General features: G+C 67.8%; 25 protein-coding genes. 11 read left to right on the forward strand and 14 right to left on the reverse strand.

Annotation, left to right across the window (positions count from 1 at the left end; all coding sequences use genetic code 11):
* The coding region (locus YU1_RS0120495) for an IS5/IS1182 family transposase (RefSeq protein ID WP_029005526.1) at positions 1 to 193 on the forward strand (193 nt) is incomplete at its 5' end.
* 190 nt (positions 194 to 383) lie between these two features.
* Here YU1_RS0120495 and serA read toward each other — a convergent pair.
* Both serA and YU1_RS0120505 read right to left on the reverse strand, forming a co-directional pair.
* Positions 384 to 1,970, reverse strand: coding sequence for a phosphoglycerate dehydrogenase (serA, locus tag YU1_RS0120500; protein WP_029005677.1), 1,587 nt, complete (start codon positions 1,968 to 1,970; stop codon positions 384 to 386).
* Between the two features lie 219 nt (positions 1,971 to 2,189).
* Complete coding sequence (locus YU1_RS0120505; RefSeq protein ID WP_029005678.1) at positions 2,190 to 3,365, reverse strand: phosphoserine transaminase; 1,176 nt, start codon at positions 3,363 to 3,365, stop codon at positions 2,190 to 2,192.
* A 256-nt stretch (positions 3,366 to 3,621) separates the two neighbouring features.
* On the opposite strand from YU1_RS0120505, the gene YU1_RS0120510 reads away from it, so the two are divergent.
* Both YU1_RS0120510 and YU1_RS0120515 read left to right on the forward strand, forming a co-directional pair.
* Entirely contained in the window at positions 3,622 to 4,272 is a 651-nt protein-coding gene (locus tag YU1_RS0120510; RefSeq protein ID WP_156922315.1) for a hypothetical protein, read from the forward strand.
* Between the two features lie 419 nt (positions 4,273 to 4,691).
* Entirely contained in the window at positions 4,692 to 5,090 is a 399-nt protein-coding gene (locus YU1_RS0120515; protein ID WP_029005680.1) for a PRC-barrel domain-containing protein, read from the forward strand.
* A gap of 72 nt (positions 5,091 to 5,162) precedes the next feature.
* Here the strand turns inward: YU1_RS0120515 and YU1_RS30440 are convergent, their stop codons facing one another.
* Positions 5,163 to 8,126, reverse strand: a complete 2,964-nt coding sequence (locus tag YU1_RS30440) for a DUF4114 domain-containing protein (RefSeq protein WP_035716137.1) — start codon at positions 8,124 to 8,126, stop codon at positions 5,163 to 5,165.
* 142 nt (positions 8,127 to 8,268) lie between these two features.
* On the opposite strand from YU1_RS30440, the gene YU1_RS0120525 reads away from it, so the two are divergent.
* The gene (locus YU1_RS0120525) at positions 8,269 to 8,619 is read left to right on the forward strand and encodes an MliC family protein (protein WP_029005681.1); all 351 of its coding nucleotides are present in this window, start codon (positions 8,269 to 8,271) and stop codon (positions 8,617 to 8,619) included.
* A 188-nt stretch (positions 8,620 to 8,807) separates the two neighbouring features.
* The gene (locus YU1_RS0120530) at positions 8,808 to 9,629 is read left to right on the forward strand and encodes a sterol desaturase family protein (protein ID WP_051357083.1); all 822 of its coding nucleotides are present in this window, start codon (positions 8,808 to 8,810) and stop codon (positions 9,627 to 9,629) included.
* Positions 9,630 to 9,733: 104 nt separating this feature from the next.
* On the opposite strand, the gene YU1_RS34510 is transcribed toward YU1_RS0120530, so the two are convergent.
* The gene (locus YU1_RS34510; protein ID WP_156922317.1) at positions 9,734 to 9,898 is read right to left on the reverse strand and encodes a hypothetical protein; all 165 of its coding nucleotides are present in this window, start codon (positions 9,896 to 9,898) and stop codon (positions 9,734 to 9,736) included.
* Between YU1_RS34510 and YU1_RS0120535 the strand changes: the two genes are divergently transcribed.
* On the forward strand, positions 9,897 to 10,445 hold the full coding sequence (locus YU1_RS0120535; protein ID WP_029005683.1) for a nucleoside deaminase: 549 nt from the start codon (positions 9,897 to 9,899) through the stop codon (positions 10,443 to 10,445). The two genes, YU1_RS34510 and YU1_RS0120535, sit on opposite strands and share 2 nt — an antisense overlap.
* 17 nt (positions 10,446 to 10,462) lie before the next feature.
* Here the strand turns inward: YU1_RS0120535 and YU1_RS30445 are convergent, their stop codons facing one another.
* Together YU1_RS30445 and YU1_RS0120545 are read right to left on the reverse strand one after the other, a co-directional pair.
* Positions 10,463 to 11,761 carry an ATP-dependent DNA helicase gene (locus YU1_RS30445; protein WP_035716140.1) on the reverse strand — a complete coding sequence of 433 codons (1,299 nt, stop codon included), beginning with the start codon at positions 11,759 to 11,761 and terminating at the stop codon, positions 10,463 to 10,465.
* On the reverse strand, positions 11,758 to 12,759 hold the full coding sequence (locus tag YU1_RS0120545) for an adenosine kinase (RefSeq protein WP_029005684.1): 1,002 nt from the start codon (positions 12,757 to 12,759) through the stop codon (positions 11,758 to 11,760). Before YU1_RS0120545 ends, YU1_RS30445 begins: the two co-directional genes overlap by 4 nt.
* Positions 12,760 to 12,959: 200 nt before the next feature.
* On the opposite strand from YU1_RS0120545, the gene glmM reads away from it, so the two are divergent.
* Positions 12,960 to 14,303 carry a phosphoglucosamine mutase gene (glmM, locus tag YU1_RS0120550; RefSeq protein WP_029005685.1) on the forward strand — a complete coding sequence of 448 codons (1,344 nt, stop codon included), beginning with the start codon at positions 12,960 to 12,962 and terminating at the stop codon, positions 14,301 to 14,303.
* A 115-nt stretch (positions 14,304 to 14,418) separates the two neighbouring features.
* Positions 14,419 to 15,102, forward strand: a complete 684-nt coding sequence (locus YU1_RS0120555) for an outer membrane protein (RefSeq protein ID WP_029005686.1) — start codon at positions 14,419 to 14,421, stop codon at positions 15,100 to 15,102.
* Positions 15,103 to 15,115: 13 nt separating this feature from the next.
* Here the strand turns inward: YU1_RS0120555 and YU1_RS0120560 are convergent, their stop codons facing one another.
* The 5 genes from YU1_RS0120560 to YU1_RS0120580 all read right to left on the reverse strand — a co-directional run bounded on the left by YU1_RS0120560 (position 15,116) and on the right by YU1_RS0120580 (position 18,147).
* Positions 15,116 to 15,526 carry a response regulator gene (locus tag YU1_RS0120560; protein WP_029005687.1) on the reverse strand — a complete coding sequence of 137 codons (411 nt, stop codon included), beginning with the start codon at positions 15,524 to 15,526 and terminating at the stop codon, positions 15,116 to 15,118.
* Entirely contained in the window at positions 15,526 to 15,924 is a 399-nt protein-coding gene (locus YU1_RS0120565; RefSeq protein WP_029005688.1) for a response regulator, read from the reverse strand. Before YU1_RS0120565 ends, YU1_RS0120560 begins: the two co-directional genes overlap by 1 nt.
* A gap of 96 nt (positions 15,925 to 16,020) precedes the next feature.
* Positions 16,021 to 16,542, reverse strand: a complete 522-nt coding sequence (locus YU1_RS0120570) for a chromate transporter (RefSeq protein ID WP_029005689.1) — start codon at positions 16,540 to 16,542, stop codon at positions 16,021 to 16,023.
* Entirely contained in the window at positions 16,539 to 17,237 is a 699-nt protein-coding gene (locus YU1_RS30450) for a chromate transporter (protein ID WP_084540005.1), read from the reverse strand. Before YU1_RS30450 ends, YU1_RS0120570 begins: the two co-directional genes overlap by 4 nt.
* Positions 17,230 to 18,147: a hypothetical protein gene (locus tag YU1_RS0120580; protein ID WP_051357086.1), complete on the reverse strand. Its 918-nt coding sequence runs from the start codon at positions 18,145 to 18,147 to the stop codon at positions 17,230 to 17,232. The genes YU1_RS30450 and YU1_RS0120580 overlap by 8 nt, the downstream gene beginning before the upstream one ends.
* A 312-nt stretch (positions 18,148 to 18,459) precedes the next feature.
* Here YU1_RS0120580 and YU1_RS0120585 point away from each other — a divergent pair, with 312 nt between their 5' ends.
* The gene (locus YU1_RS0120585) at positions 18,460 to 18,975 is read left to right on the forward strand and encodes a DUF1269 domain-containing protein (RefSeq protein ID WP_029005691.1); all 516 of its coding nucleotides are present in this window, start codon (positions 18,460 to 18,462) and stop codon (positions 18,973 to 18,975) included.
* An 84-nt stretch (positions 18,976 to 19,059) separates the two neighbouring features.
* Here YU1_RS0120585 and YU1_RS0120590 read toward each other — a convergent pair whose 3' ends face one another.
* Complete coding sequence (locus tag YU1_RS0120590) at positions 19,060 to 20,253, reverse strand: MFS transporter (protein WP_029005692.1); 1,194 nt, start codon at positions 20,251 to 20,253, stop codon at positions 19,060 to 19,062.
* Between the two features lie 163 nt (positions 20,254 to 20,416).
* On the opposite strand from YU1_RS0120590, the gene YU1_RS0120595 reads away from it, so the two are divergent.
* On the forward strand, positions 20,417 to 21,292 hold the full coding sequence (locus YU1_RS0120595; RefSeq protein WP_029005693.1) for a LysR family transcriptional regulator: 876 nt from the start codon (positions 20,417 to 20,419) through the stop codon (positions 21,290 to 21,292).
* Between the two features lie 100 nt (positions 21,293 to 21,392).
* Entirely contained in the window at positions 21,393 to 21,701 is a 309-nt protein-coding gene (locus YU1_RS0120600; RefSeq protein WP_029005694.1) for a ribbon-helix-helix domain-containing protein, read from the forward strand.
* A gap of 47 nt (positions 21,702 to 21,748) precedes the next feature.
* Here the strand turns inward: YU1_RS0120600 and YU1_RS0120605 are convergent, their stop codons facing one another.
* Together YU1_RS0120605 and YU1_RS0120610 are read right to left on the reverse strand one after the other, a co-directional pair.
* Positions 21,749 to 23,317, reverse strand: coding sequence for a GMC family oxidoreductase (locus YU1_RS0120605; RefSeq protein ID WP_029005695.1), 1,569 nt, complete (start codon positions 23,315 to 23,317; stop codon positions 21,749 to 21,751).
* A 167-nt stretch (positions 23,318 to 23,484) separates the two neighbouring features.
* Positions 23,485 to 24,021 (reverse strand): gluconate 2-dehydrogenase subunit 3 family protein, encoded by a 537-nt coding sequence (locus tag YU1_RS0120610; RefSeq protein WP_029005696.1) that lies wholly within the window; start codon positions 24,019 to 24,021, stop codon positions 23,485 to 23,487.
* Positions 24,022 to 24,083 lie beyond the last annotated feature (62 nt).

The following is a 24,083-nucleotide window of genomic DNA, read 5'->3' on the forward strand; positions in this document are numbered from 1 at the left end:
GGTCATCCCGTCCAATCCATCCCGCGCCAGGAAGCATAGCCTCGACAGGCACCTCTACGCTCAGCGCCACCTGATCGAATGCTGCTTCTCCAAGCTCAAGCAGTTCAGGCGTGTCGCGACCCGCTTCGAGAAGACCGCGCGAAACTACCTCGCCATCGTCACAATCGCTGCCATCGTCCTGTGGATCAGGTAACTGTCCACACCACCTAGAGCGCGATCCGATCAGATTGACTCAATCTGATCGGTGAATCGCCCTCTAACTCGATGATAGAGAATGTTTTACCCTTCAAATGGCGATGCCATTTGAAGGGAACGTGCTCTGAGCCCCGCCCAGAAAAAAGGCCGCCCGATGGGGCGGCCTTTCGATCCCGCAGCGGGACGGCTCAGAAGGTGAGCGGCTTCGCCTGCTTCACATGCGGCAGGGCGGTGACCTTGGCGAGCACCTCCGCCGGCACCGCGCCGTCCACCTCCACCAAAGCGATGGCGTCACCCCCCTGGCGGTCGCGGCCGAGCGCGAAGGTGGCGATATTCACGCCCGCATCGCCCAGCAGGCTTGCGAACTTGCCGACGAAGCCCGGCTTATCCTCGTTCGTCACATAGAGCATGTTGGGCGCGAACTCCGCGTCCACCTTGATGCCCTTGATGTCGACGATGCGAGGATGGCCGTCGGCGAACACCGTGCCGGAGACCGAGCGCTCATATGTGTCCGTCACCACGGTCAGGGTGACGAGGCTGTCGTAGTCGCCCTCGGCCGCGCGGGTGGTTTCCTCCACCACGATGCCGCGCTCCTTGGCGACGCTGGGCGCCGAAACCACATTGACGTCCGCCAGCGCCGGGCGCAGCAGGCCCGCCACCGCCGCGCTGGTCAGCGCCTTGATCTTGAGCTGCGCCACGGCGCCCTCATAGGTGATGCGCACGGTCTTGATGTCTGTGTCGGACAGCTGGCCGGCGAACGAGCCGAGCTTCTCGGCCAGCTCGATGAAGGGCTTCAGCTTCGGGGCCTCCTCCGCCGTGATGGAGGGGAAGTTCACGGCGTTCGAGATGGCGCCGGAGAGCAGGTAGTCGCTCATCTGCTCGGCCACCTGGAGGGCGACATTCTCCTGCGCCTCCGTGGTGGCGGCGCCCAGATGCGGGGTGCACACCACGTTGGGATGGCCGAACAGCGGATTGGTCTCCGCCGGCTCCACCGTGAACACGTCGAAGGCGGCGCCCGCCACGTGACCGCTGTCGAGGGCGGCGCGCAGCGCCACCTCGTCCACCAGGCCGCCGCGGGCGCAATTGATGATGCGCACGCCCTTTTTCGCCTTGGCGAGATTTTCGGCCGAGAGGATGTTCCGGGTCTTCTCGGTGAGCGGGGTATGCAGGGTGATGACGTCGGCCCGGGCGAGCAATTCGTCCAGTTCCACCTTCTCAACGCCGAGGTCCTTGGCGCGCTCGGCGGAGAGGAAGGGATCGAACGCGATGACCTTCATCTTCAAGCCGATGCCGCGCTCGGCGACGATGGAGCCGATGTTGCCGCAGCCGATGACGCCCAGCGTCTTGGCCGTGAGCTCGACGCCCATGAAGCGGTTCTTCTCCCACTTGCCGGCCTGGGTGGAGGCATCGGCCGCGGGGATCTCACGGGCCAGCGCGAACATCATGGCGATGGCGTGCTCGGCGGTGGTGATGGAATTGCCGAACGGCGTGTTCATCACGATCACGCCCTTGGCGGTGGCGGCCGGGATGTCCACGTTGTCGACGCCGATGCCGGCGCGGCCGATCACCTTGAGGCGGGTCGCCTTCTCCAGGATCTTCGGCGACACCTTGGTGGCCGAGCGGATGGCGAGGCCGTCATACTGGCCGATGACTTCGGCCAGCTTGTCCTTGTCCTTGCCGAGGTCGGGGCGGAAGTCCACCTCCACGCCGCGATCCTTGAAGATCTGCACGGCGGCATCGGACAGCTTGTCGGAAATGAGAACGCGGGGGGCCATGGTGCGGGCTCCGGAATAGGGGTTGCCGTGTCCGGACGCGGCGCCGCGCATGCGGGCGGTCCGGCGGTCAAATCCCTCTCCCGCTGCGGGGGAGGGCTCAGGATATGGATTGGCGCGCGACGGCTGCGGCAAAGCCAAAGGGTAGAGCACGCTCCACCCCGTGCCGGCCCTCCCCCGCGCACGGGAGAGGGCGCAAGTCCGCAGACGCCTAGGCTTGGCTCACGCCGCCTGGGGCAGCGAGGCCTTGGCGACATTGAAGGCCCAGTCCAGCCAGTGGGTCAGGGCTTCCACGTCGGTGGCCTGGACGGTGGCGCCGCACCAGATGCGCAGGCCGGGAGGGGCGTCGCGATAGGCGCCGATGTCGTAGGCGATGTCGCCCTTCTCAAGCCCCGAGGTGATGGCCTTGGCGAAGGCGGCCTGGGCTTCCGCCGGCAGCGACGTCACGGCCGGATCCACCACCTTCAGGCATACCGAGGTGTTGGAGCGCGTGACCGGATCCACCGCCAGGAAGTCCACCCACGCGGTGCGGTGCACCCACTGCGCGATGACTTCGAAATTGCGGTTCGCCCGCTCCTTGAGGCCCGGCAGCGCGCCCACCGACTTCGCCCAATGCAGCGCGTCGATATAGTCCTCCACGCAGAGCATGGAGGGGGTGTTGATGGTCTCGCCCTCGAAGATGCCCTCGATCAGCTTGCCACCCTTGGTGAGGCGGAAGATCTTCGGCAGCGGCCAAGCCGGCTTGTAGGTCTCCAGCCGCTCCACCGCGCGCGGCGAAAGGATGAGCATGCCGTGCGCCGCCTCGCCGCCCAGCACCTTCTGCCAGGAGAAGGTCACCACATCGAGCTTGGCGAAATCGAGCGGCTGCGCGAAGGCGGCCGAGGTGGCGTCGCAGATGGTGAGGCCGGCGCGATCCGCCGGAATCCAGTCGGCGTCAGGAACCATCACGCCGGAGGTGGTGCCGTTCCAGGTGAAGACCACGTCATTGTTGAAATCGACGCTCTTCAGGTCGGGCAGCTCACCGTAGCCGGCCTTCAGGATGCGGGCGTTGTCGAGCTTGAGCTGCTTGGCGACGTCGGTCACCCAGCCCTCGCCGAAGCTTTCCCAGACGAGCATGTCGACGCCGCGGGCGCCGAGCAGCGACCACAGCGCCATCTCGACGGCGCCGGTATCGGACGCCGGGACGATGCCGATGCGGTAGTCGTCCGGCACTTCCAGGATTTCACGGGTGAGGTCGATGGCCAGCTTCAGCTTGGCCTTGCCGACCTTGGCACGGTGCGAGCGGCCGAGCGGCGCATCGCGGAGCACATCCAGCGTCCAGCCGGGACGCTTGGCGCAGGGGCCGGAAGAAAAATTGGGATTCGCCGGCTTCTGGGCCGGGGCATCATTCGTCGTCATGTATCCATCCTCGCAGATGGGCGCCTCTCGTTGGGGAGAGGTGTCCCGTGGTCGGGTCTATGCCCCTCCCTACTCAAAAGCAAGGGTGAGGCCCGTGTCGCCCCTTCGCAGTCGACAGCAGGCGAATGCGCCGCCACCCCTCCGAGCAAGGGCTTTTCCGCTGGGGCACGTCACGTAATGGTGACCTGACACCACCCTTCCCCCTGTTTTGCCGGGCCCTAAAATTGTGGCGGGATCAAAGTGGGGCGTCGGGGCGATGAAATACGGGTTTTTGGCGGGAGCGCTGCTCCTGGCGACTTCAGCACAGGCTGGAGAGGCGATCACCTATCGGGGCATCCCCCTGGGCATCTCCAAGAGTGAACTGCGCAAACTTCCAATCCCCGATGGCGAGAAGGCACGGGGTGTGCGGATGTTCTGCTCCGGCGACGGGGACGTGCCCGCGGCGCTGCGCCTGCCGAGCCTTTCGATGCAGCTCGTATCGGCGGGCGTGAGCTTCTGCGGCTATTTTCGCCGCGGCGAAGACGAGGCAGATTATAAGGTCTGGGGACCGGAGTTTGGCGATCTCGGTGCCCCGCCGCCGGTCTTCCTGTTGGTGGAGGAGCAGGGCCACGAAAAACTCTACCGCATCGAGCTGCGCCTGCCGTCAGCCGAGTTCGACCGCACCGTCCGGCTGCTGAGCCTGCGCTACGACAAGCTGATCCTCAGCACCAGCACGGTCAGGACCAATATCGGCAGCGCCTACCAGAATGTTGCAGCCGCCTGGCGTTTCAGCGACACGTCCCTGGTGGCCCGGAAGTTCAGCAACTCGATCACCCAGATGTCCGTGACCTTCGGCGATGACCACCTGATCCAGCTCGTCACCGACCGCATAAAGGACCGCGACAAGGCCGCCGCCACCAAGATGTGAGGGCCCGCAGCACGCCCCGCCTGCCCGATCCCGCGACCCAGGCGCTGGCGTGCATCCGCGGGCCGTTCTCATGACGCCGGCGAAACCAACAGGCCGAGTGGAGCTAATGGACACCACGGCGGCGATGCCGCCGGTTCACGGGACGCAGGTCGCCCCGGCAATGATTGCTATCGCCGCGGCGGCGAGATGAATGCGGCGGCGCTCCCGTTGACCAGCATTCAAGATTTTACTTTCCGCCCGCAACGAAAATGGGAAACAAAATCCGAAGCGCCGCAACAAACGCCAAGACACAGCTCGGCCCGACGCCGCCTATCAACTATACACCCGCCGAACCACCCGCTTTCTCACGTCAATATGCGGAACTTTTCGCCAGCGCGCGCATTATTGGAGCATTCGTTTCACTTCAGGAGTACCAATACATGCGACGCACCCTTATCGCCCTCGCCGCCACTGCCGCGCTGGTGGCGCCCGTGGTCCCGGCCCTGGCGCAGAGCACCGTCGCGACCGAGACCTTCGTGAAGGCCGCGCCCACCGACGTGCTGAGCTACAATCTCATCGGCCTCAAGGTGGTGAACGGCCAGAATGAGAGCGTGGGCGAGATCAAGGACCTGATCCTCTCCCAGGGCCAGCTCTCCGGCTACATCCTCTCGGTCGGCGGCTTCCTCGGCATGGGCGAGCATTATGTGATCGTCCGCCCGGCCGCGGTGAAGGTGGCCTATAACGAGACCGACAAGAAGTGGACCGCGGTGATGAACGCCACCAAGGACCAGCTGAAGGCGGCGCCCGAATTCAAGTATGAGGGCCGCTGGAAGCGCTGAGCCGATACCGCGCAGAAAGGCCCCCCTCGCGGGGGCCTTTTTCGTGCGCGCCGGCCCGGCCGGCACGGGCCGTCAGGCGATGAGGCCGTGGCCGGACAGGCTGGTGAAATCGAGTTGGACGAGGAGGTCGTTATAGTCGCGGTCCCCGCCGCCATAGACATCCTCCCAGCCGAAGGTGTTGAGGCCATAGCTCCACAAATGCGTCACCGGGTTGGCGTCCACCTGCTCGTTCGCCTGAGCGAACGCCCAATAGGTGTGGCCGCCGTTGGTGAGCGCCATGGCGATGATGTCGCCCTGGTGCACGCCGGTGAGATGAGCCTCCGCATAATTGCCGTAGCCGGGACTTTCGATCTGCGTCCCGCCGCCATCGGCCTGATAGGCGCGCAGCGCGGCGAGTTGGGCATAGAGCGGATCGCCGGGGGCGACGCCGGAGATGGTGCCTGAGAGATCATCCACCTTGTAGAACATCACGCTGGTACTGTCGGCGCCGTTCTGGCGCAGGCGCACGATGGCGGCGTCGTCCGCCGCGTCGGCCATCTCGGCGACGGCCACGGGCCGGGCCAGCGTCACCCCCTCGCTCTGCCCGCCGAACGACACGAAGCCATAGCTCGTGGTCAGCGCCTCCTGATAGAGGCCGAGCGAGATCCCGGCCACGGAACTGGTGATGGCCTCGCCCTCCGCCACATGGACGGTGCCCGGCGTCGCCTGACTCGCGCCGTCCAGGAGCCGCACCAGGGCGGGGTCGAAATCGCTCTGCAACGCCTGCTCCGCGAGGCGGCTGGTCCAGGCCAGGGCCGCGGCATCCCCGGTGCCGGCATGGACATGCCCGCCGACATCCAGCGCATAGGCGCCCAGCGCGCCAGTGGCCTGGACCAGCAGGGACTGGCTGGCGCCGCTCAGCGCCGTCACCTCGTCGCGGGCATTCACCACATCCGGCCGGGCCTGGTCCATCTGGGTATGGGCGATCGCCGTCAGCGCGCGCGCCAGCAGCAGGCCGTTGGGCGAACCAAGGCCGGTGGCCAGGTCGTAGCCCGCGACCGCGCTGTAGCCCTGGCCGGTGGGCACGATCGGGCTGCCGTCCGCCATCACCACGTAGCTGGCGTTGGTCCCGTTGGCGCCGCTGCCGGCGGCGTAATAATAAAAGGTCGAGGTATTGTTGCCGATGGTCACGTCGTTGAACGCGCCCGGCGCGATGGCGGCGGCGATATAGAGCAGATCGTTGTAATAGCCGAGGTTCGGCAGGCCCTGGTCGGCGAAGATGGTGTCGATCTGCGCGGTCAGCACCGCCCACAGCGGCGAGGCTGCGCTGGTGCCGCCCGAGCCGACCGTCAGCGGCGTGCCCGACCCCGCCCCGGCATAGGCCGAGTTGAGCACCTCGTATTTGGTGTTCCCGCCGGCGAGGATGGAGACGTCCGGCACCCCGCGGCTGGTGAGGTCCGTGCCCAGGCTGTCGAGCGAGATGTCGAACGCGCTCTGATAGTCCGGCACCACGCCGCTGGAGCTGAGCCCGCCGGTGCCCGCCTTGTTGGCGAGGTAGGAGGGGTTCATGTTGATCGCGCCGGACGAACTGGTCCCGACCACATAGGTGTTCCACACGCTCTCGACGAAGATAGAGAAGGTGTCCGTACTGAGGTTCTGCGGCAGTGCCGTGAGCCCGGACGCGGTGAGCTGGAACAGCGTCGCCGGATCGTTCGCCATGGCGTTCTGGTAGAGCTGCGTGCTGTCCGTCAGCGTGACATCGCCCTGGGCGGTCTGGAGGCTCGACAGCGACGTCCCGCCGACGATGATGGCGGTGGGCACGGAATGGCTGAAGCGGGTGAGCGGGGAGCCGGTGGCATATTCGCTCTGCGAGCCGCCATCGCCGGAGGACAGGGTGACGGTGAGGTTGCCGAGCGCCGCATCCACGAACAGGTCGTTATAGGCACTGGCGAACGGCGAGTTCGGGCTCGGGCTCATATAGTCGGTGAAGGACGAGCTCAGCACCGCGGTGTTGTTGACGTTGCTGAAGATGGCGGCCTGATAGGCGCTGAACGTCGTATGCCCGTTGTAGATATAGAGCGCCTGGGCGCTGTTGGGCGCCGCGCTCGCCAGGATGGAGACATCGAGGGTGGTCTCGCTCGGATCGGCGTTGGAGGTCTGGGCCGATCCCGCCAGCACGGTGAACTGGCCGCTCTGATAGGGCGCGAGGCCCTGCGCGACGCGGTAGGCGTCGAGATATTGCTCCAGGGTGGCGCTGACCCCCGCCTCCACGAGGCCGATGGTCGCCGTCGGGACGCTCGATCCCGCCAGGGGAAAGTTGTAGGCGGCGGCAATGGCGGAGGGCAGCACGCCATTGGTGGCGGTGGTGCCGCCGCTGTTGCCGTTTCCCGCGCCCTGCGCCCCGGCGATCAGCGTCACGGCCCCGCTATATTGGGCGACCGGATCCGTCGGATAGGCCGACTGGTCGATCCAGATTCCCGAGACCTCGCCGGCGATGCTGCTTGGCAGGCTCAGGTTCCCCGCCCAGGCGTACATCAGCTCCGACCCGCCCGACGAGATCTGTAGCAGCGAGGTGTTGAACAGGGCGGCGAACTGGGTCGCGTCCAGGCTCAGCCAGATGGTGCGGGACGCGGCGGTGGAGATATAGCCGGTGCCGTCCTCCGTGGCGCCCAGCACGGCGGCGCTGGTGAGCTGCTGAACACTCGCGGTCACGCCCGCATAAGTGGCCGGATCGGAGCCATAGGTGGCCCAGACCGCCGATGTGTCGGCGAGCTGGGACTGGCGCGTCGCCCAGTCGCTGGCGAGCAGGCTGGTGGGGTCGGAGGCACGGTCCACGGTCAGGGCGACCGTGATATGCGCCGAGGGGCCGGCGTCCGTCGCGGTCAGGCTCACCGGCCCCGCCCCGCCATAGAAGGCCGTCGCGAGGATGGCGGCGACGGCAGCCCGGTCCGTGCTGGGGGTCGCCGCCAATTGCGTGAACAGCGAGGCATCCGCCAGCCCGTAGCTGTTCAGGTCCAGAAATGTCGCGCTCTCAAGGGATTGATAGGCTACCGACATGGTGCGCAATCTCATTGGCCACGAATGCGGAAAATCATACCTCAAATTGGTAGGAACTGTGAAGCCAGCTCTGCCTGATGCCGCTATCTTGGCCTCATGGGCAGGGACCTTGCCCGCCCCGCCAGTCTCGGAGGACGTTCCGATGCGTACCCCCCTCGCCGCCCTGCTGATCCTGAGCGCGACCGCGGCGGCCGCCTCCGACCTCACCCTGGCCTTGCCGGACGGCACGCCGGTGCAGCAGGTGAAGGCGTCCTACACTTGCCCAGCCGGCGCACAGCTCACCGTCGCCTACATCACCGCCGGCGACAGCGCCCTCGCCATCGTGCCGGTGGACGGCAAACCCCTCATCTTCGCCAACGTGCTGGCGGCATCCGGCGCGCGCTATGCGGCGGGGGCCTATGTGTGGTGGACCAAGGGGCCGGACGCCGCCCTCTATGACCTGCGCCAGGGCGAGGGCGCCCCGCCGGTGATGACCTGCCAGGAGAAAAAGTAGCCGGTCCCCCTGACGCGGGGGCGCATTGCCGCCCAGGACAGCCTCTGTTAGGGCTGCGAGGAGCCTGAGGCGCCGGCCCCGATCCGCCTGCACCGCGCTGATCTGGTCCGGCCCGCGAACATCAAGGGAGACGCTCTGCCAACGCCGGTGGCGCCGGGGAATGGCGGACGGCTCCAGGGGACCCGCGCATGAGCATCTTGGCACCCACCGACCCCGCGGCGGGCTGGACCGGCCTGCTGCTGGACTTCCTCGCCCTCTACGGCTGCGTGGTGGCCGGCATCCTCGTCGTGCTGCTGGTGGTGGGCGTGTTCTTCGAGGTGATGAATGCCCGCCATCCCGAGCGGCGCATCCAGAAGAACCGCATCAACAAACGCAAATGGCAGGAACTGGCCCACGCGCCCGGCTCCATCGCCATTATCGCCTTCTGCTTTGCCGGCGGCCTGTTCGCCCAGGCCCAAGGCTGGACCATCTCGCCTTTGCCGCTCACCTGGTGGTCCGGCCCCTTGATGCTCGCCGTCTCGGTGGTGCTCTACGACGCGTGGTTCTACTGGATCCACCGCCTGCTGCACTGGAAGCCGTTCTACCGCTTCCATGCGCTCCACCATAAAAGCGTCGCCCCCACGGTGTGGACCAACCATCACGAGACGCTGATGGAAGGCTTCCTCAACCAGAGCTTCTACCTCATCCTGCCCTTCATCCTGCCGATCCCGTGGCAGATGCTGGTGCTCCAGAAGCTCTACGATCAGGCCAGCGGCATGCTCGGCCATGCCGGCTTCGAGCATTTCGCCTCCCCCGCGGGGCGGGCGCCCTTCCCATTCGCCTCCACCGTGTTCCACGACCAGCACCACGGCCATTTCAAGTATAATTACGGGCACACTTTCTCCTGGTGGGACCGGCTGATGGGCACGCTGCACCCGCGCTATGACGCAACGCTGGAGAGTTTCGAGCCGGGGAAGGTGGCCTCCCCGGATGAGGGGCAGCCGGCACCCGCAGCGCAACAGCGGGATTAATGATAAGCCGAAAATAATCGGCATTTCCCTTCCGGCAGTTTTATTTCGATTGCAGCCACTGAAACGGGGAAATACGTTTCCTACGCTGTTTTAGTGGGGCGAAATCACATGCGGAAATTCGTTTGCGACGATCCGACAGCCACGGATCGCAGGAGCTTTATTGCCCAGGCGAGCGCCGCCGTTGCCGGAACGCTTTTCTTGGCCTCGCGCGCTGAAGCCGCCGGCGAAGCCAAGCCCGTGGAGGCGACGCCCCAGAAGAAGGCTTTCATGGCTGAGGCCACCCGCCTTGCCACGGAGTCCGTCGAGAAGGGATGGGGCGGGCCGTTCGGCGCCGTCATCGTCAAGGACGGCCAGATCATCGGCCGGGGTCAGAACCGCGTCCTGCTTACGGGCTGCCCGGTGTTCCATGCGGAAGTCACCGCCATCATCGACGCCTCCGCACGCCTCAATCCCAAGGCGCTGATGGGCAGCGACTATTCCGCCGGCACCATCCTGGAGATGATCCCGCGCGAGCCGGGCTCCCCTGATCCGGTGGCCGAGCGGGCGAAGATGCTGAAGGGGTGCGAAATCTACATCAACGGCGCGCCCTGCCCCATGTGCATGAGCGCCATCTATTGGTCCCGCATCGACCACGTCTATTTTGCCGCGAGCCTGGAGGACACCAGCAAGATCGGCTTCGACGACGCCTTCCAATATGAGGACTTCCAGAAGCCGTGGGATCAGCGCCGCATCGCGGTGACGCCCAATTTCGAGCGCGAGGAAGGACTGAAGGCCTATCGCGCCTGGATGGCCAAGACGGACCGCCACCCCTACTGACGCGCGCCGCGGGTCGATTATCCTGCGAGCGCGCCCGCCTCGAAGTCGCGCACGAAAGCCGCCACGCGGCGGTCGATGCGGATGTCGGAGGGCCGGATCGCCCGCACCAGCGACAGGCCCGCCAGCGAGCGGGCGCGGGACAGCGCCACATAGGCCTGTCCCGCCGCGAAGGCGCCGTTGTCGAAATCGATGCGCACATCCTCCAGGGTCAGCCCCTGTGCCTTGTGCATGGTCATGGCCCAGGCCGGCACCAGGGGAAGCTGGCTGAAGGTGCCCACCACCTGCGCCTCGATGCGCCCGGTCTTCTCCTCGAACGCATAGCGGATGCGCTCCCAGGTGAAGGCCTCGATCTCCACCGTGCCGCCGGCGTCCAGCCGCACCAAGGCGCTGTGGGCGCCGATGCCGGTCACCGTGCCCACCGAGCCGTTGACCCAGCGCCGCGCCGGATCGTTGCGCAGCGCCATCACCCGCGCGCCCACCTTCAGCACCAGGCGCTCGGGCACCGGCAGGCGGTCGCCGTCCAGGCCGAACTCGCCCTTGAGCGCGCCCTCGAACACCCGCTCCCCGCCGGCCAGCGCCGCGAGGCCGCGCTGGTTATAGGCGTCCGCGCGGGCATTGGTGGGGGTGAGCAGCACCGGCAGCACGCCGGAGCGGTGCGGCCGCACGCAGGCCTCATTCAGGGCGCCGATGGCCTCCGGGAGGCGCTCGCCCCGCCGGATGGCGGCCAGATGGCCGATGAAATCGCGGTCGGACTGGCGATGGACCACGGTGAACGGCACGCGCTCCACCGGGTGGTCCGCTAGCACCTTGGCGTGAAAGGCGAACGGCCCCTCATAGCTCATGTGCTCCAGCACCTCTTGCTCGGCCATGGGCACGACCGGCGGAAGCTGGAGAAAGTCGCCCACCAGCACCACCTGGACGCCGCCGAACGGGACATTGCTGTCCCGCGCGATGCGCAGCGTCCGGTCCACGGTGTCGAGCAGGTCGGCGCGGACCATGGAGATCTCGTCGATCACCAGCCGGTCGAGCTTCTTCAGGAGCCGGCGCACCTGCGCGCGCGGCTTCACGTCCTCCGGGTGGAGGATGCGCGGGGGAATGCCGAAGAAGGAATGCAGCGTCTGTCCGCCGAGCTGCAATGCCGCCACCCCGGTGGGGGCCAGGAACACCTGGCGCCCGCGCGGGGTCTTGCGCAACTCGTGCAGGAAGGTGGTCTTGCCGGTACCGGCGCCGCCGAGCACCAGCAGCGCCCGCGCCCCGGCATCGATGTGCCTGAGCGCGCGGACGGCGCCGTCCTCGGGCGCCGGTACGAGGCTCACGCGAGCAGGCCGCTCTCGCGGGCGAGGTCGAGCAGGTTGCGCTCCGGCCGGGCGCCCATGTGGGAGATGACCTCGGAGGCCGCCAGCGCGCCGAGGCGCAGCGACGTCGCCGGGTCGAGGCCACGGGTGCGGCCGGCAAGGAAGCCGGCGGCGAACAGGTCGCCCGCGCCCGTGGTGTCCACCACGCGCTCCACCGGATGGGCGGGGGCGGTGACCACCGCGTCCTTGGTGACGAACAGCGCGCCGCGCTCGCTGCGGGTCACCACGGCGGAACCGACGTCGCGGCGCAGCTGGATGAGGCCGGAATCCACGTCCGCGGTCTCATAGAGCGACTTCAGCTCGCCCTCGTTGCAGAACACGAGATCCACCACGCCGGTGCGCATGAGATCGAGGAATTCGCTGCGGTAGCGATCGACGCAGAAGGCGTCCGACAGGGTCAGCGCCACCTCGCGGCCGGCCTCATGGGCGATGCGGGCGGCGGCGAGGAACGCCTCCTTGGCCGCCAGCGGGTCCCACAGATAGCCTTCCAGATAGGTCACGGCCGCGCTTTTCACCTGCGCGGCGTCGATATCCGCCACGGTGAGGTTCTGCGCCGCGCCGAGATAGGTATTCATGGTGCGCTCGCCGTCCGGCGTCACCAGGATCAGGCAGCGGGCGGTGGTGGGGCCGTCGGCGGCGGCCGGCGTGCCGTAGGCGACGCCGGCGGCGCGGATGTCGTGGGCGAAGGCCTTGCCGAGGCCATCCTCGCGCACCTTGCCGATGAAGCCGGCGCGGGCGCCGAGGGCGGCGGCGCCAGCCGCCGTGTTGGCCGCCGAGCCGCCGGAAATCTCCGTGCCCGGCCCCATGGCGCCGTAGAGCGTCTCCGCCCGGTTCTCGTCGATCAGGGTCATCGACCCCTTCGGCATGCCCTGGGCGGAGAGGAAATCCTCGTCCGCGCGCGCGATGACGTCGACAATGGCATTTCCGATGGTGAGGACGTCGAGGGTGGGAGACGGCACGGGCGAACAACTCCAGCAAATCAGGGCATCGGTTAGCATTCCGCGCCGTGTCAGGCAAACGGCAACGCCGCTTGCGCAATCCGACGGAGATGCCGGATCTGCCGTACTCGGTTAAGCTCGCTCACAAAACGTGACTGCCCCGGCCCGCGCACGGTGCTAAAGGCAGGAAACAGAAGCTTGAAGGCAAAGGGTTTCGACGCATGGCGCGCAAGTATTTCGGGACGGACGGGGTGCGGGGTCGGGCAAATGCAACCTTGACCGCGGACCTCGCCTTGCGCGTCGGCATGGCCGCGGGCTACGCCTTCCACCGCGGCGAGCACCGCCACCGGGTGGTGATCGGCAAGGACACCCGCCTGTCCGGCTACATGATCGAGAATGCCCTGGTCGCCGGCTTCACCTCGGTGGGCATGGACGTGCTGCTGCTCGGCCCGGTGCCGACGCCGGCGGTGGGCATGCTCACCCGCTCCATGCGCGCCGACCTCGGCGTGATGATCTCCGCCTCGCACAATCCGTTCGACGACAACGGCATCAAGCTGTTCGGCCCCGACGGCTTCAAGCTCTCCGACCAGATCGAGCACGAGATCGAGGAGCTGATCGACCACGACATGGCCAAGAAGCTGGCGCCCCCGGCCGAGATCGGCCGGGCCAAGCGGCTGGAGGGGGTGCAGGCCCGCTATATCGAATATGCCAAGCGCACCCTGCCCCGCGACCAGTCGTTCGAGGGCCTGCGGGTGGTGGTGGACTGCGCCAACGGCGCCGCCTACCGCGTCGCCCCCGAGGCGCTGTGGGAGTTGGGCGCGGACGTGGTGGCCATCGGCGTCGAGCCGGACGGCCTCAACATCAATCGCGATGTGGGCTCCACCTCGCCGGCCGCGCTCTCCGCCAAGGTGCGGGAAGTGCGCGCCGACATCGGCATCGCGCTCGACGGCGACGCCGACCGCGTCATCATCGTGGACGAGAAGGGCCACGTGGTGGACGGCGACCAGATCATGGCCGTGGTGGCCCAGAGCTTCAAGGAAGACGGCCGCCTGTCCCGTGACGGCATCGTCGCCACGGTGATGTCGAACCTGGGCCTGGAGCGCTATCTCCAGAGCGAGGGCCTCACCCTGGCGCGCACCTCGGTGGGCGATCGCTATGTGCTGGAGCGCATGCGCGCGGACGGCTTCAATGTGGGCGGCGAGCAGTCCGGCCACATCATCCTGTCGGATTATTCCACCACCGGCGACGGCCTGCTGGCCGCGCTCCAAGTGCTGGCGGTGGTGGCGCGCAGCGAGAAGCCGGTCTCCGAGGTCTGCCACCGCTTCGATCCCCTGCCCCAGGTGCTGAAGAACGTGCGCTACAGCTCCGGCAAGCCGCTGGAGAACGCCGCCGTGCAGGTGGCCATCGCCGACGCCGAGCGGCGCCTCGCCAATCACGGGCGCCTGCTGATCCGCCCCTCCGGCACCGAGCCGGTGATCCGGGTGATGGGCGAAGGCGACGATTTCGACCTGGTGGAAGGCGCGGTGGACGACGTGATCGAGGCCCTGCGCCGCGTCGCCGCCTGAGCGCGCCGCCTGGTCTGTTCACGCTCCGGTAGGGTTAATCCGCGGTTAAGCGATCTGTGGCACTGTGCCTTCGTTTGCGGCGTTGCGCCGCGCGACGGGATTGCGGACCTCAGTGATGCGTTTTGCGTGCGCCCTTGTCATTTTTCTGGCCCTTGGCGGCGGCGCCCGGGCGGCTGATCCCGACCTGCCGGCGCTCGGCCGCGCCGGCGACTTCAATCTCAACGCTCCCGACGTGGACGAGCCGGAGGATGGCGCCACCGGCTGGTACCTGCGCACGACGTTCGGCGCCTCGGGCGTGCGCGCGACGCCGAGCGGCATCGTGCGCGGGAATACGGAGGACAAGCGGGCGCGGCTGGCCGGCGCCGGGGTCGGCTACCGCTTCCTGCCGTGGCTGCGCGGTGACCTGACGGTGGATTATGCCGGGGCCATCAGCGCCACCCGGCCCGCCGGCACGGCGGATCTCAGCACCGGCTCCATGATGGCCAACCTGTACTGGGACATGTTCACGTTCGGCAACCTGACGCCCTACGTGGGCGCCGGCGTCGGCTTCGGCATGGCCCATTTCAAGTTCAGCCCCTATTTCGGGCCCTCGCGATGGGGCGAGACGGACGTGGGCCTTGCCTGGAACGTCTCCGCCGGGATCGGCTGGACGCTGACCGAGCATCTGACCCTGGATGTCGGCTATCGCTACGCCGCCATGGGCTCGCCCAGCTTCAGCGGGCCGACCGGCCAGCCCTTCTCGCTGGACGACATGGTGACCCATCAGGCGCGCATCGGCCTGCGCTACACCTTCCGCTGACCGGGCGTTGCGCTCAGAGCTCGTCCACCCTCGTCCGGGCGGCGCGCAGGCGCTTGATGCGATCGACAACGCTTTGCGGATCATAGGGACGGGCAAGGTGCGGCCCTTCCTCGCACAGGTCCGCCGCCTGCTCGGCCGCGTGTTCGGGAGCGCCGGCCAGCACCACATCGATGCCGGGGCGCTTCTCCCGCACCCAGCGCGCGAAACCGAAGCCGCCGACGCGGCCGGGCGCCTGGGCGTCGACCAGCACCACGTCCACATCCACCTCGCCATGCTCCAGGAAGTTCTGCGCCTCGTCGGAACTCGCCGCCTCGATCACCCGGTAGCCGCAGGTGCGCAGATATTCGGCCAGCACGTGCCGCACCAGGACATCCGCATCCACCACCATCACGCCGGGCAACTCGTCGCGCGCGGGCTCCTGCATCAAGGCACCTCCTTGTTCAGCCGGTCGAGGATCAGCACCACGACGGCGTTCAGATCGTATGGCTTGGCGATGAAAACGGGCATTTCCCGCGCGACCGCGGGGTCGAGGTCGCCGGAGGTGACGAAGACCGGCAGGCCCGGCCAATGCACGCCGACGCGGCGGGTCAGTTCCACCCCGTCCATGCTGCCCGGCATGCGCACGTCGGTGAGCACCGCGTGCACGTCCATGCCGGCGGACAGAACGGTGAACGCCTCATCGGCGCTCGCCGCCTCGATGACGCACAGCCCCTCGTCACGCAGGGCATCGGCGATCATCAGACGCAGAAACGCATCGTCTTCCGCAACCAGGACCGTCCGAGGAGCGTCCGACGGTTCCGGACGGTAAGCAGCACTGGCCATCCGACCATTCTCACACAAGCCATTCGGAGGGAAACGCCGCAGCGGCCGCCATGGTTCCGCTCAGGCTGAATGCAATGTCGGCCGCGCCGCCGCGCTTCAGCGGAAGGCGTAGGCGCCCACCACCGCGGCGAGGGCGATCAGCGGCAGCGGATTTGTGCGCGTGACGATCAGCACCCCGAACACGGCGGCGCTGAGCGCGAAGGTCTCCCAGCCGGTGATGGCCCCCTTGCCGATGCTGATGACGCCCGCCAGCAGCAGGCCGATGGACACCGGGCCGAGGCCGCGCTGGATCGAGGCCCGCCACGGCCAGTCGGCAAGGCGCACCCAGAGCCGGCCGACCAGCAGGGTGAGCAGCCCGGTGGGCAGGAAGAAGGCCAGCGTCACCACCAGCGCGCCCAGCGGCCCCGCCACCCATTGGCCGACGGCGGCGATCATCATCATGTTCGGACCGGGCGCCATCTGCCCGATGCTGTAGAGATGGATGAGTTGGGAGAAGGTGACCCAATGGTGGACGTCCACCGTCAGGTATTTCAGCTCCGGAAAGGCGGCCATGCCGCCGCCCACGGTGAGCAGGGAGAGATAGGAGAAGACGGCGATCAGCGGCAGGAGCTGGTTCATGCCGCTCCTCCCGGGCCGCCGCCCTTGCCGTCGTCGGAAGACTGCGGCCCCTGCGGGGGGCGGGGCGCCTTGGCCGGCAGCAGGCCGGCGAACAGGTCGCCCTTGTGGGGCGCGCCGCCGGGCCGGTACCAGAAGATCGCCATGGCGCCGACCACCGCCAGCACCACCAGCACCGACTGCTTCAGCACCTCGACGCCGATGATCGTCAGCGCCACGAACACCAGATCCGCATAGCGCGTCAGCGTCTTGAGGCCGAGCTGGACGGAGACCGCCAGCACCATGCCCACCGCCGCGGCGGACACGCCGTGCAGCATGCCGTCCACCACATTGCCGCGGGAATGGGTGGCGCCATAGGCGATGGCCGCCACCACCATCATCAGCCCGCCGGGCAGGCAGATGCCGACCAGCGCCGCCGCCGCCCCGGCCGTGCCGCGCAGGCGATCGCCCACGAGGATCGCCATGTTGGACGCATTGAGGCCTGGCAGCGACTGGCAGATGGACAGCAGCTCCAGGAAGGTCTCGTCATCCACCCAGCGCTGCCGGCCGACGAGGCTGGAGCGCAGATAGGCCACCACGCCGCCGCCGAAGCTGGTGGCGCCGATGGACAGGAACACCAGAAAGATGCCCAGCACGCTCGGCGGCGGCAGGCTCGCGGTGCCCTCGGGCTCGCAGGCTGGCGCGGAGACGTCACTCATGGCTTTGGGGCGGGCTGCCCTTCAGCCGGTACACCGCGCCGGTCTTGGTCGTGCCGAGCGACACCCAGTCCTGCGCGGCATGCTGGAGAGCGCTGAAGAACTCGGTGCTGCGCTGGATCGCCTTGGCGCTGACATCCGCCCGGCGCTCCATGCGCATCTGGTAGGAGAATTCCGCCACCAGCGAATGCTGGTCACCGCGCGTGCGCCATACCGAGACATTGCTCGCGGCCAGCACGCCCTTGCCGAAATCGAGCGTGCCCAGCTGCTGGAGCACCTCCTCCACCGCCGTCCGGTTGACCAGTTGCACATGCTCCTTGGAGTTCGCGAACACCGGAACCAGGGCCGGGAAGATCCGGCACAGATAGCTGGCCGAACTCGGGTCCTCCATCAGGTTGGTCGGATGGTACTTGAACTCGACATTGTGCGAATAGAGCGCCCGCTGCCCGCCCAGGCGGTCCTTGAGCGGCAGCACCTCCTCCTTGAACTTGATGCGGTACTGCCCGTTGATGCTGGGCCGCACGTCGAGCAGGGTCGCCGTCTCAAGGTCGGGATGACGGAACTTGAACACCATCTCCGGGTCGCCGACCGGGAAGCCGTCCTCGTAATTGATCCGGCGCCGCAGGATGAAGGCGTTGTTGTAGAGCTTGAAGTCCTTCGTATCGAGGAACAGCACCTCGCGGATCTGCGGGCGCAGGCCTTCCGCCTCGGTGGTGTCGAAATCGACGCCGCACTCCTTGGCCACCTTGCGCATGATCTTGCCGAAGTCGAAGAAGCTCTGCACGCTGGTGAAGCGCTCGCCATGCAGGATGATCTTGGCTTCGATGTAATGGATCTCATCCAGCGGATGGCCATCGGCATACTGCCGGGGGGCGCCGTCCGGCGCGGTCCCATTGTCATTCTTGTCCGACACGCCTCGCACTCCCGCTCCCGCGCCGGCCAGTTTCCTGCCGGGTTCCAGAATCGGTAGACTAGTGCGGCCGCACGCGGGTGGAAAGCGCCTTCGCCGCCCCTTGACGGCGGTATCGGGAGGTCGGATACCAGACAGCCCCCGGGTCACGGGCGCATACGGCGGCTCGCCCGCGCGCGGCGAAGGCGCGACGGCGGGCTGCCTGCCTCCGCCGGTTCATGTCACACTGCCATCGGCCGGGCGTGCCAAGACTTGGCTCGTACTGCTTCTGGCGCGTGCTGCTCCCGGCACGCACTGCTTACGCTGGAGACTCCCATGTCCGATCTCGTCGTCATCGTCTATCCGTCCGAACAGAAGGCCGAGGAGGTCCGCCAGAACCTTCTCGCGCTGCAGAAGGAATATGTCATCGCCCTTGAGGATGCGGTGATCGCCGTGAAGACCGAAGACGGTCAGATCAAGCTCAACCAGATGGTCAACACCACCGGCGCGGGCGCGCTCGGCGGCAGCTTCTGGGGCTTGCTGGTGGGCACCATCTTCCTCATGCCCGTGGTCGGCGCGGCCATCGGCGCCGCTTCGGGCGCCATCGCCGGCGCGCTGTCCGACTTCGGCATCAACGATGCCTTCATGAAGGACGTCGCCTCCTCCATCTCGCCCGGCAATGCCGCCCTGTTCGTGCTCATCAAGACGATGACCGCGGACAAGGTGCTGGAGGACATCAAGGGCTTCGGTGGCGTGGTGCTGAAGACCTCGCTCGACCAGACCAAGGAGCAGGCCCTGCGCAACGCCCTGGCCGGCGCCGCCACCCCGCCGGCGACGCCCCCGGCCGCCTGAGCCGCCCCATGCGGGCCGGTTCCGGCAGACGCCGGGACCGGCTTCAAGGCCTTGCGGGAGGCGCGGTCCGCCGGATCAACCGTGTCAGCCGCCCCGGCGCCGCCCCTTGAGCAGTTGCAGCAGGGTCGCCGCGCCGGTCAGCGCCGTGCCGAAGCCGGCCACCGCGCCCCAGCCGCCGAGGGTCCAGGCCAGCGTGGCGCCGGCCGAACCCAGGGCGCCGCCGAGGAACAGCGAGCCGACGAACAGCGTGTTGAGCCGCGAGCGGGCCTCCGGCCGCAGGGCGAACACGATGTGCTGGTTGGAGACCAGCGCGCTCTGCATGCCGAAATCCATCAGGATGACGCCCACCACCAGCCCGGCCATGGATGTCCACAGGCCGAAGATCGCGAACGACACCAGCGTCACCGCCGCGCCGAACACCACCACCCGCGCCGGGCCGTGCCGGTCGGCGAAACGGCCCGCCAGCGGCGCGGCGAGGATGCCGACCGCGCCGACGATGCCGAACAGCCCCGCCACATCCGCGCCGAGGCCGAAGCGCGGCTCCTGCAGGCGGAAGGCGAGGATGGTCCAGAAGCTGGAGAAGGCCGCGAACAGCAGGCTCTGCGTCACGGTCGCCCGCCGCAGCTCGGGCAATTCACCCCACAGCTTCAGGATCGAGGCCATCAGCCGGCCATAGGTCAGGCTGGTGTCCTGCCGGCTGCGCGGCAGCGCCGCCGCCATCAGGCCGCCGGCGGCGAGCGCCATGGGCACGCTGAGCCAGAACATGGCGCGCCAGCCCCAATGGGTGGCGACGAAGCCCGCCAGCGTGCGGCTGAGCAGGATGCCGGTGAGGATGCCGGCGAGCACCGTGCCCACCGTCGCGCCGCGCCGCTCGGGGGCCGAGAGATGGGCGGCATAAGGCAGGATCTGCTGCGCCACGGTGGCCGTGAGGCCCACCACCAGCGAGGCCGCCAACACCAGCAGCGGCGAGGGCGCGACGGCGGCCAGCATCAGGGCGAGGGCCAGCAGGCCGAACTGGACGACGATGAGCCGTCGACGCTCCACCAAATCCCCCAGCGGCACCAGCACGAACAGGCCGAGCGCGTAGCCGAGCTGGGTGGCGGTGGGCACGATGGCGGTGATCGGGCCGGGCATGTCCGCCTCCATCACCGCCAGCATGGGCTGGTTGTAATAGATGTTGGCCACCGCGATCCCGGCGGCGGCGGCCATGGCATAGATCAGGAGCTGGCCACGTCCGGTGCCTGCCGCGCTGCTCTGCATTGTGGTTCCGATGGTCATGAGAAAGGTCCCTGGGCACGCGCGATGCCCGCGAAGCGACGATGCCGAAGGCCGGCGGGCGGTCCTGCCCGGCCCGGCCTCTTGCGTTGCAGCAAACATATTCGACATCGCGTGTTGATCCAGCGACCTTCCGCGTTACGCGATTATATCTTAGCTTGATATAATGGATTTTCTGGCGCTTGCCGTCCTCGTGGAAACCGCGTCCGCCGGCAGCCTCGCGGCTGCAGCCCGGCGGCTGCGCATCGCGCCCATGGCCGCGAGCCGGGCGCTGGCCGGACTGGAGCAGGAACTGGGCGTGCGTCTGGTCCACCGCACCACGCGGGCGCTGGCCCTGACCGACGACGGACAGGTCTTCCTGCCTCATGCCCAGGCGCTGCTGGAGGAGAAGGACGCCGCTCTGGCCAGCGTCCGCCCCAGCTCCCACGGCGCCTCCGGCCTGCTGCGGCTGAGCTGCTCGGCCGCCTTCGGCCGCAAGATCGCCAATCCGGTGCTGCTGGACTTCATGGCCGCCAACCCTCAGGTGCGGGTGGACCTGATGGTGGTGGACACAGTGATCGACATGGTGGCGGAAGGCATCGACCTCGCCATCCGCATCGCCACCCTGCCCGACAGCACTCTCGTGGCCCGGCGGCTGGCCGACAATCCATGCCTGCTGGTGGCCTCCCCCGCCTATCTGGAACGGCATGGCCGCCCGCGCACCCTGGCCGACCTCGGCCGCCACCAGTGCCTGACCACGCCGACCCGCAGCCACTGGATATTCGAGACCGAAGGCCGCAAGGCGCGGGTGAAGGCGGACGGGCGCTATACCGCCAGCTCCATCGAGGCGATCCACCAGGCCTGCATCGGCGGGCTGGGCATCGCCGACCTCTCCGCCTGGAACGTGCGCGAGGAGATCGCCCGCGGACTGCTGGAGCCGATCACGCTCGCCGACGCGGAGCCCGAGCCCCTGGCGATCTGGGCGGTCTATCCCACCCGCCGGCTCGTCCCGCCGAAGGTTCGCCTGTTCATCGAGGCGCTCTCCACCGCGCTCAAGGCATAGGCCGAGCCCGCCCCCTCGACGCGGCGCGGGAAGCGGCGCGGTTGTTCGCTGCGGGCGTTTGTTTTAGCCTCTCTAAAAAGCCGAATATCGGGAGGACGCCATGTGCCATATATTCGCGCAGCAACCCCAGGAAAACTACGAGTCGGTCACCCGCTCGATCCGCATCGGCGGCCACATCACCTCGGTGCGGCTGGAGAACACCTTCTGGAGAATACTGGACGACATCGCCGCCAGCGAGGGCACCAGCGTGGCGAAATTCATCACCACGCTGCACGACGAGGTGCTGCTCTGCCACGGCGAAGTGCAGAACCTCGCCTCGCTGCTGCGCTGCTCCTGCCTGCTCTATGTCTCCCGCAAGGTCAATGAGCCGGCGACCAGCACCACGGGCCATCTGGTCGCCGCCGAATAGCATCCGCCGGGGAGCAACGGCGCGGCCCGGAGCCGCGCCTGCCCGGTTCAGATCTCCCTGCGGCTCATGCGTCCGGCGATATGGTCGGCCTGGCGGATGGCCAAGGCGACGATGGTGAGCGTCGGGTTGCAGGCGGCGCTGGTGGTGAACTGGCTGCCGTCGGAGACGAACAGGTTCTTGATGTCGTGCGCCTGGCCGAACGCATTGACCACGCCGTCGCGCGGCTTCTCGCTCATCCGGTTGGTGCCGAGATTGTGCGTGCTGGGATAGGGCGTGGTCGGATAGGTCTGGATCGCCCCCACCGCCTCGTAGAGCGCGGTGCCCTGCTTGTAGGCGTGGGTGCGCATGGCGACGTCGTTGGGATGGTCGTCATAATGCACGTTCGCCACCGGCAGGCCGAACTTGTCCTTGCCCTCCTTGTCGAGCGTGATGCGGTTGGTTTCCTGCGGCATGTCCTCGCCCACCAGCCACATACCGGCCATGCGCGGGTAATTCTCCATGGCCGCGGTGAAGGGCCGGCCCCAGGCGCCGGGATTGAGGAAGGCGGCCATGAACGGCAGCCCCAGCGAGATGGTCTCCATCTCATAGCCGCCGACGAAGCCGCGCGCGGGATCGTTGCGCGCCTCGTCGCGCACGATGCCGGCCATGGTGGTGCCCCGATACATGTGGACCGACTTGTCGAAGGCCGCATAGACCGAGCCGGTGACGTGGCGCATGTAGTTCTTGCCCACCTGCCCTGAGGAATTGGCGAGGCCGTCCGGGAACAGGTTCGAGGCGCTGTTGAGCAGCAGGCGCGGGCTCTCGATGGAATTGCCCGCCACCGCCACCACGCGCGCCTTCTGGCGCTGGGTCTTCCCCGCCTCGTCGAAATAGACCACGCCCGTCACCTTGCCGCCGGCGTCGTGCTCGATCCGCGCCACGTGGCTGTTGGGGCGCACCTCCAGGTTGCCGGTGGCCTCGCCCTTGGGGATCTCGGTGTAGAGCGTCGACCATTTGGCGCCCGACTTGCAGCCCTGGAAGCAGAAGCCGATCTGTTGGCAGGAGCCGCGGTCGTCGCGCGGCTGGCTGTTGATGGCCATGCGCCCGGTGGAGAAGTCCTTATAGCCGAGCTTGCGGGCGCCAGCTTCCATCACCTTCTCGTTGTTATTGCCCGGCAGGCCGGGGATGCCGTTGGTGCGCGTCACCCCCATCTTGTCCTCGGCCTTGGCGTACCAGGGATCGAGGTCGGCCTTGGTGATCGGCCAGTCGAGCAGGTTCGCGCCCTTGATGCCGCCATAGGCGGAGGCGACCTTGAACTCGTGCTCATCAAAGCGGAGCGAGGCGCCCGCCCAATGCACGGTGGAGCCGCCCACCGACTTGACGATCCAGGCCGGCAAATTGGGGAAATCCTTCGCCACCCGCCAGGAGCCGGAGGCGACGCGCATGTCGGTCCAGGCGAGCTGGGCGAAGCTCTCCCATTCGTCATTGACGAAATCCTGGATCTCGTTGCGCGGCCCGGCCTCCAGGATCACCACCTTCACGCCCTTCTGGGCAAGCTCGTTGCCGAGCGTGCCGCCGCCCGCGCCGGAACCGATGATGACGACGACCCCGTCGTCGTTCTGATCGAATTGTGCCATTGGGTGCCTCCCGGCTGTCGCGTTCTTCTTGTGCGCTTGGAGCGCGCGCCGGTCGGCTTGCATCGCAAGCGGACCGGATCGCGCGTTCTCCTTCCTGGAACTGGTGGGCGCCTCACCGGGCAGATCGATGCGATCTGCCCGGATCGCGCTCTATGCGTCGTCCCGGCTTACGCCTTGGGGAGCCAGTCGATGTCGTCGAAGCCGCGGTGGATGTAGCCGCCCTTCTCCGCGGAGGCGCCCTCGTAGCCGAACTTCGGCCACAGCTCCTTCTGGTTGTAGAGCGCCACCACGAGGTCGCCGCGCAGCTTGCGGAAGAACGGCGTGTCCTCGATGCCGCGCAGCAGGACCACGCGGTCCGCCTCCCAGGCCACCTGCGCATAGGGCTTGCCGTGGGCCGCCTGCGCCGCCGCGTCGAGCCGCTTCACCCCGTCCTCCAGCAGCGCCTTGACGGCGGGGTCGGCAGCCGCCTTCTCGTTCCAGGGCGTGACGGCGGCGATGTAATAGGTGTCGGCAAGGAAGTCGTGCGGATAGATGTCCCGCGCCGCCTTCACCAGGGTCTTCAGGGTGGCGGGCTGCAACGCGCCGCCCTCCGCCCAGGCTTCGCTGATCGCCGTGCCGGCGACGGCGGCGACGGGCACGGAGACGGCCGCCGCCTTCAGCACGAAGCGGCGGCTGTAGCGGCTGCGGGGATCGACTTCTCTCATGGTGCGCCTCCCTTGGCGGATTCTTGTGCTTGGCGTTTTGTGCGCCCGGATCTTTTGCCCGG

This window comes from Azorhizobium doebereinerae UFLA1-100, assembly GCF_000473085.1.
Taxonomy (GTDB): domain Bacteria; phylum Pseudomonadota; class Alphaproteobacteria; order Rhizobiales; family Xanthobacteraceae; genus Azorhizobium; species Azorhizobium doebereinerae.

Coding starts and splice junctions, on each gene's coding strand:
- serA (WP_029005677.1), bottom strand. CDS start 1,970: ATGGCCCCCCGCGTTCTCATTTCCGACAAGCTGTCCGATGCCGCCGTG.
- YU1_RS0120505 (WP_029005678.1), bottom strand. CDS start 3,365: ATGACGACGAATGATGCCCCGGCCCAGAAGCCGGCGAATCCCAATTTT.
- YU1_RS0120510 (WP_156922315.1), top strand. CDS start 3,622: ATGAAATACGGGTTTTTGGCGGGAGCGCTGCTCCTGGCGACTTCAGCA.
- YU1_RS0120515 (WP_029005680.1), top strand. CDS start 4,692: ATGCGACGCACCCTTATCGCCCTCGCCGCCACTGCCGCGCTGGTGGCG.
- YU1_RS30440 (WP_035716137.1), bottom strand. CDS start 8,126: ATGTCGGTAGCCTATCAATCCCTTGAGAGCGCGACATTTCTGGACCTG.
- YU1_RS0120525 (WP_029005681.1), top strand. CDS start 8,269: ATGCGTACCCCCCTCGCCGCCCTGCTGATCCTGAGCGCGACCGCGGCG.
- YU1_RS0120530 (WP_051357083.1), top strand. CDS start 8,808: ATGAGCATCTTGGCACCCACCGACCCCGCGGCGGGCTGGACCGGCCTG.
- YU1_RS0120535 (WP_029005683.1), top strand. CDS start 9,897: ATGGCTGAGGCCACCCGCCTTGCCACGGAGTCCGTCGAGAAGGGATGG.
- YU1_RS34510 (WP_156922317.1), bottom strand. CDS start 9,898: ATGAAAGCCTTCTTCTGGGGCGTCGCCTCCACGGGCTTGGCTTCGCCG.
- glmM (WP_029005685.1), top strand. CDS start 12,960: ATGGCGCGCAAGTATTTCGGGACGGACGGGGTGCGGGGTCGGGCAAAT.
- YU1_RS0120555 (WP_029005686.1), top strand. CDS start 14,419: ATGCGTTTTGCGTGCGCCCTTGTCATTTTTCTGGCCCTTGGCGGCGGC.
- YU1_RS0120560 (WP_029005687.1), bottom strand. CDS start 15,526: ATGCAGGAGCCCGCGCGCGACGAGTTGCCCGGCGTGATGGTGGTGGAT.
- YU1_RS0120565 (WP_029005688.1), bottom strand. CDS start 15,924: ATGGCCAGTGCTGCTTACCGTCCGGAACCGTCGGACGCTCCTCGGACG.
- YU1_RS0120570 (WP_029005689.1), bottom strand. CDS start 16,542: ATGAACCAGCTCCTGCCGCTGATCGCCGTCTTCTCCTATCTCTCCCTG.
- YU1_RS30450 (WP_084540005.1), bottom strand. CDS start 17,237: ATGAGTGACGTCTCCGCGCCAGCCTGCGAGCCCGAGGGCACCGCGAGC.
- YU1_RS0120585 (WP_029005691.1), top strand. CDS start 18,460: ATGTCCGATCTCGTCGTCATCGTCTATCCGTCCGAACAGAAGGCCGAG.
- YU1_RS0120590 (WP_029005692.1), bottom strand. CDS start 20,253: ATGACCATCGGAACCACAATGCAGAGCAGCGCGGCAGGCACCGGACGT.
- YU1_RS0120595 (WP_029005693.1), top strand. CDS start 20,417: ATGGATTTTCTGGCGCTTGCCGTCCTCGTGGAAACCGCGTCCGCCGGC.
- YU1_RS0120600 (WP_029005694.1), top strand. CDS start 21,393: ATGTGCCATATATTCGCGCAGCAACCCCAGGAAAACTACGAGTCGGTC.
- YU1_RS0120605 (WP_029005695.1), bottom strand. CDS start 23,317: ATGGCACAATTCGATCAGAACGACGACGGGGTCGTCGTCATCATCGGT.
- YU1_RS0120610 (WP_029005696.1), bottom strand. CDS start 24,021: ATGAGAGAAGTCGATCCCCGCAGCCGCTACAGCCGCCGCTTCGTGCTG.